This is a genomic window from Cryobacterium sp. GrIS_2_6, from assembly GCF_035984545.1.
Classification (GTDB): Bacteria; Actinomycetota; Actinomycetes; order Actinomycetales; family Microbacteriaceae; genus Cryobacterium.
Window position 1 is genome coordinate 16,824 of the sequence record NZ_JAXCHP010000001.1, and the last position, 14,754, is coordinate 31,577.

General features: G+C 68.4%; 13 protein-coding genes and 1 pseudogene. 5 read left to right on the forward strand and 9 right to left on the reverse strand.

Annotated features, from left to right (window positions below; all coding sequences use genetic code 11):
- Nucleotides 1-66: 66 nt before the first annotated feature.
- Nucleotides 67-1,275, forward strand: a complete 1,209-nt coding sequence (locus tag RCH22_RS00125) for an aminotransferase class I/II-fold pyridoxal phosphate-dependent enzyme (protein WP_327012309.1) — start codon at nt 67-69, stop codon at nt 1,273-1,275.
- A 63-nt stretch (nt 1,276-1,338) separates the two neighbouring features.
- On the opposite strand, the gene RCH22_RS00130 is transcribed toward RCH22_RS00125, so the two are convergent.
- Both RCH22_RS00130 and RCH22_RS00135 read right to left on the reverse strand, forming a co-directional pair.
- Nucleotides 1,339-2,208, reverse strand: a complete 870-nt coding sequence (locus tag RCH22_RS00130) for an NYN domain-containing protein (protein WP_327012310.1) — start codon at nt 2,206-2,208, stop codon at nt 1,339-1,341.
- A gap of 9 nt (nt 2,209-2,217) precedes the next feature.
- Entirely contained in the window at nt 2,218-2,694 is a 477-nt protein-coding gene (locus RCH22_RS00135; protein WP_327012311.1) for a MarR family transcriptional regulator, read from the reverse strand.
- A 69-nt stretch (nt 2,695-2,763) separates the two neighbouring features.
- On the opposite strand from RCH22_RS00135, the gene RCH22_RS00140 reads away from it, so the two are divergent.
- The gene (locus tag RCH22_RS00140; protein WP_327012312.1) at nt 2,764-3,135 is read left to right on the forward strand and encodes a VOC family protein; all 372 of its coding nucleotides are present in this window, start codon (nt 2,764-2,766) and stop codon (nt 3,133-3,135) included.
- Nucleotides 3,136-3,202: 67 nt separating this feature from the next.
- Here RCH22_RS00140 and RCH22_RS00145 read toward each other — a convergent pair whose 3' ends face one another.
- Both RCH22_RS00145 and RCH22_RS00150 read right to left on the reverse strand, forming a co-directional pair.
- A complete protein-coding gene (locus RCH22_RS00145) occupies nt 3,203-4,375 on the reverse strand; it encodes an SGNH/GDSL hydrolase family protein (RefSeq protein WP_327012313.1) in 1,173 nt (390 codons plus the stop codon).
- A gap of 73 nt (nt 4,376-4,448) precedes the next feature.
- Nucleotides 4,449-5,021: a TetR/AcrR family transcriptional regulator gene (locus RCH22_RS00150; RefSeq protein WP_327012314.1), complete on the reverse strand. Its 573-nt coding sequence runs from the start codon at nt 5,019-5,021 to the stop codon at nt 4,449-4,451.
- Nucleotides 5,022-5,110: 89 nt separating this feature from the next.
- On the opposite strand from RCH22_RS00150, the gene RCH22_RS00155 reads away from it, so the two are divergent.
- The 3 genes and pseudogenes from RCH22_RS00155 to RCH22_RS00165 all read left to right on the forward strand — a co-directional run bounded on the left by RCH22_RS00155 (nt 5,111) and on the right by RCH22_RS00165 (nt 8,482).
- The gene (locus RCH22_RS00155) at nt 5,111-6,094 is read left to right on the forward strand and encodes an alpha/beta hydrolase (protein WP_327012315.1); all 984 of its coding nucleotides are present in this window, start codon (nt 5,111-5,113) and stop codon (nt 6,092-6,094) included.
- A 125-nt stretch (nt 6,095-6,219) separates the two neighbouring features.
- Nucleotides 6,220-6,595 (forward strand): annotated as a pseudogene (locus RCH22_RS00160) (hypothetical protein); the annotation flags it as partial.
- Nucleotides 6,596-6,820: 225 nt separating this feature from the next.
- Nucleotides 6,821-8,482 carry a DUF222 domain-containing protein gene (locus RCH22_RS00165; protein ID WP_327012316.1) on the forward strand — a complete coding sequence of 554 codons (1,662 nt, stop codon included), beginning with the start codon at nt 6,821-6,823 and terminating at the stop codon, nt 8,480-8,482.
- Nucleotides 8,483-8,583: 101 nt separating this feature from the next.
- Here the strand turns inward: RCH22_RS00165 and RCH22_RS00170 are convergent, their stop codons facing one another.
- From RCH22_RS00170 to hutU, 5 genes are read right to left on the reverse strand one after another with little or no spacing between them, the layout of a single operon-like run.
- Complete coding sequence (locus RCH22_RS00170) at nt 8,584-9,258, reverse strand: HutD family protein (protein WP_327012317.1); 675 nt, start codon at nt 9,256-9,258, stop codon at nt 8,584-8,586.
- Nucleotides 9,236-10,429 (reverse strand): imidazolonepropionase, encoded by a 1,194-nt coding sequence (gene hutI / locus RCH22_RS00175; RefSeq protein WP_327012318.1) that lies wholly within the window; start codon nt 10,427-10,429, stop codon nt 9,236-9,238. The genes RCH22_RS00170 and hutI overlap by 23 nt, the downstream gene beginning before the upstream one ends.
- Nucleotides 10,426-11,838, reverse strand: coding sequence for a formimidoylglutamate deiminase (locus RCH22_RS00180; protein ID WP_327012319.1), 1,413 nt, complete (start codon nt 11,836-11,838; stop codon nt 10,426-10,428). Before RCH22_RS00180 ends, hutI begins: the two co-directional genes overlap by 4 nt.
- Complete coding sequence (locus RCH22_RS00185) at nt 11,835-13,052, reverse strand: allantoate amidohydrolase (protein WP_327012320.1); 1,218 nt, start codon at nt 13,050-13,052, stop codon at nt 11,835-11,837. Before RCH22_RS00185 ends, RCH22_RS00180 begins: the two co-directional genes overlap by 4 nt.
- On the reverse strand, nt 13,049-14,716 hold the full coding sequence (gene hutU, locus RCH22_RS00190; protein ID WP_327012321.1) for a urocanate hydratase: 1,668 nt from the start codon (nt 14,714-14,716) through the stop codon (nt 13,049-13,051). Before hutU ends, RCH22_RS00185 begins: the two co-directional genes overlap by 4 nt.
- Nucleotides 14,717-14,754 lie beyond the last annotated feature (38 nt).

Consider the following 14,754-nt stretch of genomic DNA (forward strand, 5'->3'; position numbering starts at 1 on the left):
GGCGAGTTCAGCAGATTCCTACGACATGAGACACGGGAGTCCGCGCTGTTCCCGTAGCGTGGGGCCATGGTGAACACTCGGCCCGACAAGCACAATCCGATGTCCTTGAAAGACTCGACACTGGCCGTGCATGCGGGCAATACGATCGATGCGGGGTCGGGTGCGATCCGCACCCCGATCGTGATGGCGAACTCCTATGCATTGCCGGAGGACCCGTCGTCGGTGAGCTGGTCGGGCACGGACGTACCGCTCTACACCCGGAATTCGGGAGTCAACCAACTGGGACTGCAGGCCAAGCTCGCTGCCCTGGACGGTGGCGAGGACGCCGTCGTGCTGGCGTCGGGTGTTGCGGCGCTTCACGCGGTGTTCTTCACGTATCTGCGCTCAGGGGATCACGTGGTGGTCGCCGATGTCGGCTACGAGGCTACGTGGCGGTTGTTCACGGAGCTCCTTCCCGACAAGTACGGAATCGAGGCCACGTTCGTCGATGTCAGTGATCTGGCCGCGGTCGCTGCGGCGATTCGACCGAATACGCGACTCGTGCACACGGAGGCGATCGCCAATCCGACGACCCGGGTTGCTGACATCGAGGCCGTGGCGGCAATCGCCCATCCGGCGGGCGCGCTGCTCGTTGTGGACTCCACCTTCACTCCGCCGCCGTTCTATCGACCTCTCGCGGACGGCGCCGACCTGGTCGTCCATTCCCTGACGAAGTACATCAATGGGCACGGCGACGCGATGGGGGGCGCGGTGATCGGCTCCCGCGAGCTGATCCAGCGCATCAAAGCGGATGCGATGGTCGACGTGGGCGGAGTGATCTCGCCGTTCAACGCGTGGCTGATCACTCGCGGGTCGGTGACGCTGCCGCTTCGTCTCCGGCAGCATTTCGATTCGGCCCAGTCGGTCGCCGAGTTCCTCGACTCCGACCCGCGGATCGCGTTCGTCGCTTTCCCCGGGCTCGCGAGCCACCCGCAGCATGAGCTCGCCGCGCGACAGTTCGCTGGTCGGGGCTATGGCGCGATGCTGGCGTTCGCCGTCGCGGGCGATCCGGAAACCCAGAACCGATTCGTCTCCCAGCTCCGGGTCATCACCTCCGCCGTCTCGCTCGGCCATGACGAGTCCCTGATCGTTCATGTCGGCACGAGCGGACCCCGGGTCGCTGCGTACCCGGCGCCGTTCCGCGAGTTCGGGCATCTTCGATTCTCGGTCGGGCTCGAGGATCCTCTCGACCTGATCGCCGACCTGCGCGCGGCTCTCGACGCCACGTTCGCGTAGGCGTCGCAGCCACAGCCACAGCCACAGCCGTAGCCGTAGCCGCGGTCGCAGCCGCAGCGAACGTCAGGCCCGGTTGCGCAACCGCGCGCGGCGGCCCTGACCGTCCTCCTGCAACTCCGCAATGGAACGCTGGGCCTTCAGGAAGTCCGTGAACGACTTGAAGCCGATCTTCTTCTCATCGAACCCGGGGTCGAGGCGCTTCATCTGCTGTTTGAGAGCGGATGCTGCCATCCAGCCGTCGACGTCATCATTCGCCCGCCCTCGAAGGGCGCGCATGAGGAGTTTGCGGGCCTCCTTCGCAAGGTCCGGCGCCGGCGGCTCGGCGGCCACTGTCGGAGTGGAGTGCGGGACGTCCTCGACGAGGTCCTCCCCGAGGTCCTCCCCGAGGTCTTCAACGAGGTCGTGGTAATACGAGAACTCGTCGCAGGCGTTCTTGAACGCCGCACTTGTCGAACCCTGCACACCGATCCCGATGACCGTGCGGCCCAGGCGCCGTGCGCTCTGGGCGAGCGGGATGTAGTCGGAGTCACCGGCGACGATCACAACGTGCGAGATGTCCTGCAGCCGGAAGAGGTCTTCAACAACGTCGATGGCGAGGCGGATATCCGCGCCGTTCTTGGTTCCGGAGGTGTTGAAAAGCTGCACGAGGTCGACCGCGCGGTCGACGAGCTGCTTCTGGTACCGGGTGTTCGCGGGTGCTGCCCAGTCCGCATAGGCGCGGCTGATTGCGACGGCTCCGAAGGACGAAGCGAAGTCGAGGACTGCGCCGATGTTGACCGTGGCTTCCTGAAGCCGATCCGCGGTCTTGCCGGTGGCGGTGCGGGCCTTCTCTTTGATGAAGGCTCCACGACCATGCACATTGTCGTATTGGGAAATGATGATGTTGTCGAAATCGATGTAGACGGCGACACGTGTCTCGGACAGTTCAGCCATGCTTCAACGCTACCGCGCGGCGTCTTCACCGGTGGGAGCGTCTTCACCGGTGAGGGCATCCCGGCAGGCGACGAGCTGAGCGAGGAGTCCGGCATGTTCCGCGGGGGACAGGGGAGACAGCATCCGTTTCTCGACCCGGGCGACCGCCGAACTCGCGACCGCCAGCGCCGCGTGGCCTGCCGGGGTGAGGCGCGTCGGCCGCGCCCGGCCGTGTTCGGCGACGTCGGCGCGCGCGACCAGACCGCGCTCCTGAAGACCGCGCAGTACCTCGTTCATCGATTGGCGCGTGACGAACGCCCCGCGGGCGAGATCGGCGTTCGATTGCTCCGGCTCGTGACCGAGTAGCTCGAGCACCGAATACTGCGACACGGTGAGGCCCTGCGGGCGCAGAACCGCGTCCATCGAGGCGTGCAGGGCCGTCGCTGCCTGCTTGAGCAGATAACCCACCGACTCAGCCAGATCGCCGACCTTCTCCTCTTGACTCATGTCAGCATCCTGACACACAATGGAGATGTAAGGATCCTGACACGCGGGATTCGACGAGGAGAAGAAACCATGACTGTCACTGGACCCGATTTTCTAGCCCTGCAGGTGAGCGACCTCGAGCGGTCGGCGAACTTCTATGAGACGCTGCTCGGGCTGCGGCGCGCGCCCGTGAGCCCGCCCCATGCCGTCGTCTTTGCCACCGAGCCGATCGCCTTCGCCGTGCGGGAACCGATGCCGGGGTTCAATCTCGATGCGGTGCGCCCGTGGGCTGGTGCGGGGGTTGCGCTCTGGTTGCACGCCGATGACTCCCGGGCCGTGCACGACGTCCTGGTCGAGGCGGGAGTCCGGATTGTCAGCGCCCCTGCCCCCGGCCCGTTCGGTCTCACCTTTTCATTCAGCGACCCGGATGGCTACGTCGTCACCATTCACGACCAGGTCTGATGAGGAAGACGCGGGCCGGGCTCGGCAGCCCGGTGCGGCTGTATTGATCAGTACCCACCAGGAGTCATCAGGCGGCGAAGGGACCTCCGGGCCCGAAGGCGAGCCGGGCGAAGCGCTCGCCGATGCGGTGGTGCGTTGCGGCATCCGGGTGGAGGTGGTCGGGCAACGGATGCTCGGCGAAGTCCGCGGCGCCGAAGAGGTCGAGGCCGTCGAGGTAGTGCAGGTTCGGATCTGTGGCCGTCCGCTGCTGCGCGATACGCGCGAGCTCCGCCCGGATCACGGTGAGCGTCAGCTTTCCGGCGGACGCTTCGGCCGGGTCCCCGGTGGCCACGAATTGCAGACGACCGGACGCGAGGGCGGCGAGGTCGAAGGCGCCGGGCCCGGGTGTGTCCTCGTGGATGGGGCAGAGGAGGGGCGAGACCAGCAGCAGCGGTGTTGTGGGGTGACCGTCGCGGATGGTGTCGAGGAAGCCGTTCACGGCCGGGGCGAAGGCGCGCAGGCGCATCAGGTCAAGATTGACTAGATTGATGCCGATCTTGACGCTGATCAGGTCGGCGGGGGTGTCGCGCATGGTGCGGGCGATGAAGGGGTCGAGCAGCGCGCTGCCGCCGAAGCCGAGGTTCACCAGATCGACATGGACACTCGAAGCGGCAAGCGCCGGCCAGGTCTCCGTGGGATTCGCGGCGTTGGAGCCGTGGCTGATCGAGCTGCCGTGGTGCAGCCAGACCCGGTTGCCTGTCGCAGGCGCGGGTTCGATGGTCCCGTTGGAGCGGAGGGCGACGAGCTCGGTTCGTTCGTTGTGCGGGAGCCAGATCTCGATGTTCTTGAGGTGATCCGGCAGGCCGGTGAAGCGGAGGGTGCTGATGGGGCCGAGCTGGTTCGTGGTGGCGCCGGTGGCCATGTCGACGGTGACGGTGATGCCGGTCGTCGCGATGGCCTGACCGGCGAGCTTCTTGTCCACGAGGAGTTCGTACACGCCGACCGGGCGCGGCGGGGCGCCCAGATAGACCAGCTTGGTGGGCAATACGTCGAGTTCGAAGTCGGTCGCTCGGGTGCTGAAGGCCAGGCGGACCGCGGAGGGCTGGGCTTCCATGGTGGCCAGCTGTGGGTCGGCGTAGACGCGAGCCCACGCGGGCAGGCGGTGCGGGAGTATTCCGTGGGCGGTCTGTTCCAGATCGAGCGCGCCGCGGAGGAGGTCGGGGGTGATGGGCGTGGTTATCCAGTCGTGCTGGGAGGACATCTGTGAACCTTCTGATCGGGGAATTCCGAGGTGGGGGAGGTGGTGCGGGTGCCGGACGCGTGGCGTTCTGGCGTTATTCGGGCGCCGGCCAGGTGCGCAACAGGGCGTCGAGGGCATCCAGAGAACGAGTCCAGGACTCCTGGGAGTCGGGGGAACTGTTGCTGAAGCCGCCTTCCAGCTCCAAGGTCGCAAAGCCATGGAAGACACTGCCGAGCAGCCGGACGGCATGTGTCTGGTCCGGTTCCATCAGGTCGTAGCCGCGCAGGATTGCGCGGGTCATCGCGGAGTGGCGGACGCCGGCGCTCGCGATCGCGGTCTCCCGGTCGAGCCGGAAGTGCATGGCGGCGTAACGCCCGGGATGTTCGCGGGCATAGTCGCGGTAGACGTTGCCGAGCGCGACCAGGGCATCCTTGCCTGCCCGGCCCGCCACGGCATCCGCTGCCCGGTCGGCGAGTTCCTGGAGGGCGAGCAGAGCGATCCTGGTCTTGAGATCGTGCGAGTTGGTGACGTGGGAGTACAGGCTCGCGACCTTGACCTCGAAAAGCCTGGCCAGTGCCGAGAGCGTGACCCGGTCGAATCCGACCTCGTCGGCGAGTTCAGCGCCCGCCCGGGTCAGGCGCTCCGCGGTCAGTCCTGCGCGTGCCATGAGAACCTTTCCATTTTGCTAATGCTACATTAATTTTGCCTAATACATTTAGGTAGATTCGCGACGGGCGCCGTTGGGATAATTTCCCCATGACCGACACGCGCAGAATCCGGTCGGCGGCCGGGGCGACAGCCGGCCGAGTCGACATGGCCTTCTTCTGGGCCGCCCGCGTCGTGGCGACGCTCGGCGTGATCGTCACTGCCGGGGCGGCACTGTCGACCGGGTCGATGCTTGTGCACGGGCATCCGGCGTACCTGGTCTTCCTCGTCCTCACCTGTGCCGTCAGTCTTGCGGTTGCGCTGCGCTCCTGGCTCACGCGTGCGGTGCGGCATCGCGGGCGCAAGGGTTTCCGGGGTGTGATTGTTGGGCTGTCGCTCGGAGTGATCGTGCTGGCCTGGTGGCTCGTGCCGTTGTCGGCCGTTGAGCCGGCCCTGTCCGCGATGGACTCCGACACGAGCGTGACCGTGACCGAGACGGCCGACCAGATCGTCCTTCAGCCCACGGGAACCGCGAGCAACGTCGGGGTGTTCTTCCAGCCCGGAGCGCGCGTTGACGCTCGCGCATACGCGGCCATGCTGCGCCCTCTCGCCGAGGCCGGGCACGTGGTCGTTATCCCCAAGCAGCCGTTCGGGATTGCGTTCCTCTCGACGGGAGCATTCGGGTCGGCGCGCGCCGCGCATCCGCCGGTTGCGCGTTGGGTGGTCGGCGGCCACTCTCTCGGCGGGACTGTCGCGGCGATGGATGCCCAGTCTTTCGCCGGTGCGTCGACAGACCCGGTTGTCGGATTGTTGTTTTTCGCCTCATACCCCGCGAACGACCTGAGCGGGCTGGGCGCCAGCGTGCTGTCGATCTCCGGTACGAACGACGGTCTGGCGACTCCGGACAAGATCAGCACGTCGAAAGCGTCGCTGCCGGCGGATGCGCGATACCTCGTGATCGAGGGCGGCGTGCACGCGTTCTTCGGCGACTACGGCCCGCAGTCCGGGGATGGAGAGTCGTCCATCTCCCAGGATGCCGCGCGCGCCGAAATCTCGGCGGCGAGCGTCAGGTTCGTGAACGCCTTCGATAAGTAGGACGAGCGCGCGGTCAGTCGCCCGCTGCTCGGCGACCTGTTCGTCGACCACCTGACCTGGCAGTGGGCGTTCTGCATCAACATCTCCGTCGGCGTTATCGCCTTCGTGATCGCCTGGTTCACCGGGACCCGCAGGCGCTCAACCAGCTGCGGGCAGCACGGCGGGACGGAATCGTCGCAGCGTACGCGGATGCCCTCGCACCGGTGTGCTGGTACCTGCTGCCGTTCATCGCGCTCGCCTTCATCCTCTCGCTCTTCCTCAAGCAGATTCCGCTCTCGGGCGTCCGGACTGATCGCCCGCGGAGAGGCCATCGGCGGGGACGAAGCGGAAGTCCTCGAAGCCGCCCAGCGCGGCGGGGACCTGCGCGAGTTCGCTGGTGCTCCGGAACGCGCAGACACTAAGCCCGCGCGAGCGTGCCTAACTCAGGAGATTCTTGTGCGCGAGCGGGATCAACCGCACTGGTCCCTGGGCCGGCAACGGTCGCCCGGGCGGATCTCCTGAGTGAGCCACCACGGGCTCGGCGTGTTCAATTTCAGGTCGGCCTTACGATTTCGGTGAGATGACCAAATCTGAATTGCCCCTGAACCCAAGCCGTTCGGCCATGATCGAACGATTTTTATCTCACTGGAATCGTAAGGGCGTTTCAGGTGCGAAACTCGGGATGCTTGACCTGAAATTAGGTGAGTATGGCTCGCATTCCTGTTCGATTTGCGGTAGAATCGGGGTATGGCAGGAGCTTCAGATCCCCAGTCACACACCCCGCAGACACCCGGTTCCGGGGCCGCGGGTGATCAGCCCATCGTGGGTGTCGAGTCGGCCCATCCCGTGGCGGTTGCCGTGGGATTCGAGGGCGCGGAGGGGCTGGCCAGGTCGGTGCCATCGGTTCATGCGGATGCTGTCGCCCGGCTCGCCGAGGCGCAGGCGGCTCTCGCAGAGGCCCTGGCTGCGATCCCGGTCGGGTTGCTCAGCGACACAGAAGCGGTGAAGGCGCTCAGCACGGTGGAGGCCATCGGGCGGACCGTGGATGCGGCCCGGGTGAACACCGCCACGGAAGTGGACCGGCGGGCCCGGGTGCTCGGCCGCGAGGGTCTGGCCTGGCGGATGGGCTGCAAGGGTCCGTGGGATGTGCTCACCCGGGTGACGCGGGTCTCGGCCCGGGAGGTGAAGCGGCGCACGAAGCTCGGCGACGCGGTGTTGCCGCGGCCGTGCGGCGGGAGCAGCTGGTTGCCGCCGTTGTTCCCGACGGTCGGGGCAGCGCTGACCGCTGGGGAGATCGGTGTGGAGACGGCGGAGTTGATCGTGGAGGGGTTGCAGGTGATCAGTCACCGGGTGGCGCCGGATGACTTGTTGACGGCCGAGCGTGCCCTGGTCGCCTCGGCGGCCGGGCTGATCACCCCGGAGACCGAGGATTTGGCCGGGGCAGGAGTGCCGGTGACCACGGACCTGATGCGGGGCATGGTCGCGCAGTGGCAGGCCATCCTCGACCCCGACGGGGTGCTCCCGCAGGAGGACGTGTTCGAGGCGAAGTCGAACATCGGCTTCGGACAACTCAAGAACGGGTTGTATCCGGTGAAGGGTGGGGTGACACCGGAACTGTTCGGGGTGATGAACACCCTCTTCGACGCTTTCCTGAGTTTCCACGCCCGCCCGGCGTTCCCCACCGCCGAGGAACAGGCGCTGATGGATTCGGGGCAGTTGGTCCCCGGCGCCGAGACTGCGGACGGCGAGACCGGCACGGGCCCGGATCTTGACGTGATCGAGGCGGAGCTGCGGGAGCGGCGCGCGGACACCCGCACGGGCGGGGAGAAACGCGCCGACATCCTGCAGGCGTTGTTCGAACACGCAGCCCGGGACACGGACACGCCCAGCATGGGCGGGTCGGCGCCGACGGTGATGGTGCACGTGAACGCGGCCGACCTCGCCTCCGGGATCGGGGTCGGGTGGATCGACGGCGTTGAGGCCCCCGTGTCGCTCAAGACCGTGCACCAGCGCATCTGTGACGGCGGCTTCCAAGGGGTGTTGTTCGGGGCGAACAACCAAGTGCTGAAGCTGGGTCCGGAACGGCGCTACTTCAACCGGGCGCAGCGCCGGGCCATCAGCGCCCGGGACGGCGGCTGCATCATCCCCGGCTGCAAGGCCCCGGCGCACTGGGCCGAGGTGCACCATGTGAAGCCGTGGGCCACCGGCGGCCCAACGAACGTGGACAACGGGGTGCTCCTGTGCTGGTTCCACCACCACACCATCGACACCTCCGGGTGGGAGATCCGCATGGTGAAAGGATCACCGCAAGTGCGGGCCCCCGGACTCATCGACCCGCAACGACTCTGGCGGCCACCAAACCGACACCGCGCCCACCAAGACCTCACCGGACCACCCAACCGCGACTGACCGGCCCGAATGAACCTGGAGCAGCGAGGCTCGGTTCTCGTCGATCACCTGCTATCGGTCCGGCCGCCCTGCCGGTCGTGCAGAGGCACGCTCTGGGCGTCTCACGGTATTCGGGCTAGGCGACTGCTCGTGAGGACTATGGTCGCAAGAGCCACTGTGGCCCCGCCGCGGAGCGTCAAGGCTCGCCCCGACCTGGCAAGCACGGCGTCGCGGATGCCGAGGGTGTCGACGTTCGACCCCTGGGCGCTTCTGGAAGTACCGGTCCCTGGCGGGCCGTCGATCTCGACCTCGCCCTCGAGGACGACGACAAGGACGCTCTCGTCGGGACTCGGTGCCACCGAGAACGGGCCGGTGAGCCGCTCGACCCGGAGAGAACCCGTCGCGGCGGTGCGGCGCAGCATCAGGTTCAGGTCTTCAGAGTTCTCCGCCGACCCGGTCGACGAGACCACGCTTTCCCCGGAGAAGGCGCAAACCTGGTACTGGCCGACGTGCTGCGCTGTGCCGTCGATGGTCAGGTCGAGGCCGGCCTCGGACAGCGGGACGAGATATCGGTCGATGCCGGCGAACTCGGAGAATGCCGAGTCACCGGCGATCGTCGCGATGCTGACCCGCCACTCGAAATCGTCCATTGTCGCCGCAGGGGGCGCTACTGCCACCGTGCTGGTCCAGCCTCCGTTGTTTCGCCAGGCGACGGGAACCCGGGCGCTCGCGCGGGAGACCGGATCAGCTTGGTCTGGGGTGAGCCAGTCCGGCTCAGAAGGCGGCTCGGGCGGCACGGGTCACCGCCGGGAGCACGCGCTGTCCGAGCAGCCAGGTGGCGGCGGTGAGCGGCACCCCTGGACGATAGGCGATGTGCGAGATCGAGGGCGCGTCAAGCACCTGCAGATCGGCGCGACCGCCGACCCGGAGCGAGCCGACGGCATCCGCCCCCGAGTCACGCCCGAGGGCGCGGGCGCCGCCGCGAGTGGCCGCTCGAACGGCTTCCTCAACGGTCAGGTGCATCTGCAGCACGGCCGTTGCGATGCAGAACTGCATCGAGGTCGTGTACGAGGTGCCGGGGTTGCAGTTGGTCGCGATCGCGACGGTGATGCCCGCGTCGAGGAGCGCGCGGGCCGGCGCGAGCGGTTCCCGGGTGGACAGGTCACAGGCCGGCAGTACGGTCGCCACAGTGTCCGAAGCCGCCAGGGCGTCGAAGTCGGCGGGAGTCAGGTAGTTGCAGTGGTCGACGCTCGCCGCACCGAGCTCGACGGCCAGGGCGACACCCCCGCCGTGCCCGAGCTGGTTGCCGTGCACACGCAGGCCGAGCCCCGCCGCCCGGCCGGCGAGCAGGACCTCGCGGGATTGTTCGACGTTGAAGGCCCCACGCTCGCAGAACACGTCGATGAAACTGACCCACGGCGTCACGGCGGCCAACATCGGGCCGGTCACGAGGTCGAGGTAGTCGCGAGCGCTGATGCCATCCGGAACCAGATGCGCGCCCAGGAAGGTCACCACGTCCGCCCCACGAGAGGCGATCTCCGCGGAGCGGCGCTCAGTTTCGACGTCGAGGCCGTAGCCGGTCTTGGTCTCGAGGAAGGTGGTGCCCTGCGCCCGCGCCTCGTCGCGCAAGGCTCGGAGATTGGACTCGAGTTGGGCATCCGTTGCGGCCCTCGTCGCATTCACGGTGGTGCTGATGCCGCCGGCGGCATATTTAGTCCCGGCCATGCGCGCCTCGAATTCGGCAGAGCGATCGCCGGCGAAGACGAGGTGGGAATGCGAGTCGACCCACCCGGGCAGCACGGCCCGCCCGCCGACACTCGTGCGCACGTCGGCGACGGGCGGATGCTCGGCGTCGCCGATCCAGGCGATCCTGCCGTTGTCGATCACGAGCGCGACGTTCGTGCGACGGTCCTCGTGGTCGGCAAAGGTGCTCAGTTCGCCGATGTCGGTGATCAGTTCGGAGGTCATGCGCGTTCCTTCGGGGTCAGGCGGGTCGGGTTCAGGCGGGCGATGGTGTCGTCGAGCCGGTGCAGCGCCGCACCGAGCAGGACTGGGGGGGCGGCAGGGGGCGACACGAGAAGCCCATCGTTCGCGACAATACGTCCGCCGACGATGACGCGGCGCACATCGCTCGCGGTGGCGACAAGCGGGAGCTGGTCGGGACCCGCGCCGACGGTGCGGACCGACGCCGTGTCGAGTTCGACGAGGTCCAGCCACGCACCGACCTGTAGCCCGCCGGTCCCGAGCCCGAGCGACGCGTAGCCGCCGCGGGTGAGGGTCTCGGTCAGTTCCGGTGGCGAGAATCGGCCGCGCCGACCGGAGGCGAGCCGCTCGCCGGCCTCGAGGCCGCGGGCCTCGAGGAAGGGGTCGACGACCGCATTCTGGTCGGATCCGAGGGCGAGCCGCGCACCGGCATCCGCCAGGCGTCGAGCGGGCCCGATCCCGTCGCCCAGGTCGGCCTCTGTGGTCGGGCAGAACACGGCCGTCACGCCGGCGGTGCCGAGGAGTTCCACGTCCGTGTCGGTCAGGTGGGTCGCGTGGACGACGCTCAGCCGAGGAGTGAGCGCGCCGAGTTCGTGCAGCAGGCCCGTGGGGGTGAGGCCGTATTCGGCGAGGCACTCCGCGTTCTCCTGGGGCTGTTCGGAGAGATGGATGTGCAGCGGAACCGTTGCCGGCAACCCCGCGAGGATCGTTGCCATCGCCGACCGGGGCACAGCCCGCACCGAGTGCAGTGCGGCACCGAGCGTGACGGCGGGGCCCGGACCGGCCAGAGTGGGAGCGCCGGTATCGAGGGTGTCCCGCAGGCTCGACCAGCGTTGTAGCCAGGCCTCCGGCGAGCCGTCGCCGAACCGCCGCTGCAGGTCGGAGAGCGGACGATCCGCGCCTCCGCGCAGGTAGCAGGTGTCGAGCAGGGTCAGGCGGATCCCGGTGTCTCGTGCGGCGGCCGCGACCGCGAGCTCCATGGCGTGGGCATCGGGGTACGGCCGGCCGTCCTGCCGGTGGTGCACGTAGTGGAATTCGCCGACGGCTGTCCAGCCGCTGGCGAGCATCTCGGCGAACACTGCCGAGGCGAGTTCGTAGTACAGGTCGGGGTCCAGAGCGGATGCCGCGGCGTACATGCTCTCCCGCCAACGCCAGAAATCGCCGCCGTCCGCCTGCGTGCGTCCGCGCAGGGCGCGGTGGAAGGCGTGTGAATGCGCGTCGCCCATCCCGGGGATCACGGTGCCGAGGACCGTGTCGCCTTCGCGCGCCGGAACGCCCAGCTCCAGCCGGGCGATCGTCCCGTCCGGCGCCGCGTGCAGCCGGACCGCGTCAACGGGCGTGCCGTCGATCAGGGCGCGTGCGCACCAGAACGCCACGGTGATTCCCGGTGTCACAGCAGTTCCCGGAGAACCTGCTCGAGCGCCGCGACGCCGGCGAGGCAGTCGTCGAGCGTGGCGAACTCCTCCGGCGAATGGGAGACACCGGTCGGGTTCCGCACGAAGATCATCGCGCTGGGCAGGCGACTCGACAGCACGCCGGCATCGTGGCCGGCGCCCGTCGGGAGGGTCGGGGCTCCGCTGAGCGATCGCACGAGCCGGTCGCGCAGCGCCGGATCGAAGGCGACGGCGCCGCTCCAGGACTCCTCGGCGACGACCGCGGTGCATCCCTCTGCTGCGGCGGCCTCGGAGACCCGCGCGGTGATCTCCGTGACGAGGTCCTGTGCTGCGGCATCCTCGGCGGCACGGGCGTCGAGCCAGACAGTGACCTGCGAGGAGATCACGTTGGTGCCACCGGGCACGGCCTCGATCCGGCCGATCGTGGCCCGGGAGCCGGTGCTCGCGACGGCGGCATCCCGAACCGCGAGCATCGAGCGGGCGGCTGCGAGCATCGGGTCCCGACGGTCGGTCATGCGCGTGGCACCGGCGTGGTTGCCCTCTCCGGTGAAGGTGACGCGCCAGCGCCCGTGGGCGAGGATCGAGGAGGCGACCGCGACCGGGCTGCCCAGGTCGATCAACCCGCGGCCCTGCTCCACGTGCAGCTCGAGGAACAGGCCGATGCGTGCGAGCGACGCGGGGTCTTCACCGAGGCCGGCCGGGTCGATGCCGGCAGCGGATGCCGCTGCTTCGAGCGAGATTCCGTCCGCGTCGACGAGAGCGCGGGCCCGATCGGCGTCGAGTGCGCCGGTCATCAGCCGGGAGCCGAGGCAGGCGATACCGAACCGGGAGCCCTCCTCCTCTGCGAAGACCAGCACGGCGCAGGGCCGTGCGGGCTGGAACCCGCTCGCCTGCAGTCGTGCGATCGCGTCGAGGGCACTGACCACGCCGAGGGGGCCGTCGTATGCGCCACCGCCGGGAACGGAGTCGAGGTGGCTGCCCACGACGATCGCGTCGTAGTCGCGCGGCCCCCACCACGCCCAGGTGTTTCCGTTCCGGTCGATCTCCACGTCGAGCCCGAGCCGGACGGCGCGTCCGGTGAACCAGTCGCGCAGCTCCAGGTCGGCCGGCTGCCACAGGTGCCGGGAGTAACCGCCGCGCCGGGCATCCCTACCGATGTCCGCGATCTCGTCGAGGCCGGAAAGCAGGCTGTGCGCCGTTGCCGGCGCCGTCATTCGGCCTCCCACATCGGCACACGCAGCCCGCGCTCACGGGCAACGGCGGCCGCCCGTTCGTAACCGGCGTCGACGTGACGCATCACACCGGTGCCGGGGTCGTTGATCAGCACCCGTTCGATCTTCTGAGCGGCGAGATCCGTTCCGTCGGCAACGGTGACCTGGCCGGCGTGGATCGACCGGCCCATGCCGACGCCGCCGCCCTGGTGGATCGACACCCACGTCGCGCCGGATGCCGTGTTGAGCAGGGCGTTGAGCAGCGGCCAGTCGGCGATCGCGTCCGAGCCGTCCTTCATCGCCTCGGTCTCGCGGTAGGGGGAGGCGACGGAGCCGGCGTCGAGGTGGTCGCGTCCGATCACGATCGGGGCACTGATCTCGCCGGAGGCGACCATCTCGTTGAACCGCAGCCCGGCGAGGTGCCGTTCCTTGTAGCCGAGCCAGCAGATCCGGGCGGGGAGGCCTTCGAACTGCACCTTCTCCTGGGCGCCGTGGATCCAGCGCGCGAGTTTCGCATCGTTCGGGAACAGCTCGAGGATCGCCCGGTCGGTCGCGGCGATGTCGGCCGGATCCCCGGAGAGGGCGGCCCAGCGGAACGGCCCCTTGCCCTCGGCGAACAGCGGCCGGATATAGGCGGGAACAAAACCGGGAATCTCGAACGCCCGTTCGCAGCCGCCGAGCACGGCCTCCGCGCGGATCGAGTTGCCGTAGTCGAACACTTCCGCTCCGGCGTCGCGAAACCCGACCATGGCGGTGACGTGCCTGGCCATCGATGCCCGCGCCCTGATCGTGAAGTCCTCGGGGTCCGCGGCGGCGCGGGTGTGCCAGTCGGCGACGCTGATGCCCTCCGGCAGGTAGCTGAGCGGGTCGTGCGCACTGGTCTGGTCGGTGACGATGTCGATCGCGACTCCGCGTTCGAGCAGTTCGGTGAAAACGGATGCCGCGTTGCCGACGAGTCCGACGGAGAGCGCCCGGCGCTCCGCCTTCGCGGCGAGGACCCGGGTGACGGCGTCGTCGAGGTCGTCCGTCATCTCGTCGAGGTAGCCGTGTTCGACGCGGCGCTGCAGGCGGGCGGGGTCGACGTCGACGATGAGCACCGCGCCGCCGTTCATCGTCACGGCGAGGGGCTGGGCTCCGCCCATGCCGCCTGCCCCGCCGGTGAGGGTGAGGGTTCCGGCGAGAGTGCCGTCGAATCGTTTGTCGGCAATGGCGGCGAAGGTCTCGAATGTGCCCTGCAGGATGCCCTGGGTGCCGATGTAGATCCACGAACCGGCGGTCATCTGGCCGTACATGGTCAGGCCGGCTTGCTCGAGTTTGCGGAATTCGGGCCACGTCGCCCAGTCTCCGACGAGGTTCGAGTTGGCGATCAGTACCCGCGGAGCCCAGGTGTGGGTGCGGAATACCCCGACCGGTTTACCGGACTGCACGAGCAGGGTCTCGTCGTCCTCGAGCTCGCGCAGGGTGCGGACGATCGCGTCGAACGCCTCCCAGCTGCGGACGGCCTTCCCGGTGCCGCCGTAGACGACGAGATCGTCGGGGCGCTCGGCGACTTCGGGGTCGAGGTTGTTCATCAGCATGCGCAACGGCGCCTCGGTCTGCCAGCTCTTCGCGGTCAAGGTGGTGCCCCTGGCTGCGCGAACCGGACGGGGGAGATGCTTCTGGGCCACGATGTTCTTCCTTCTGGTTGATGCCGGTTGGTGCGGGT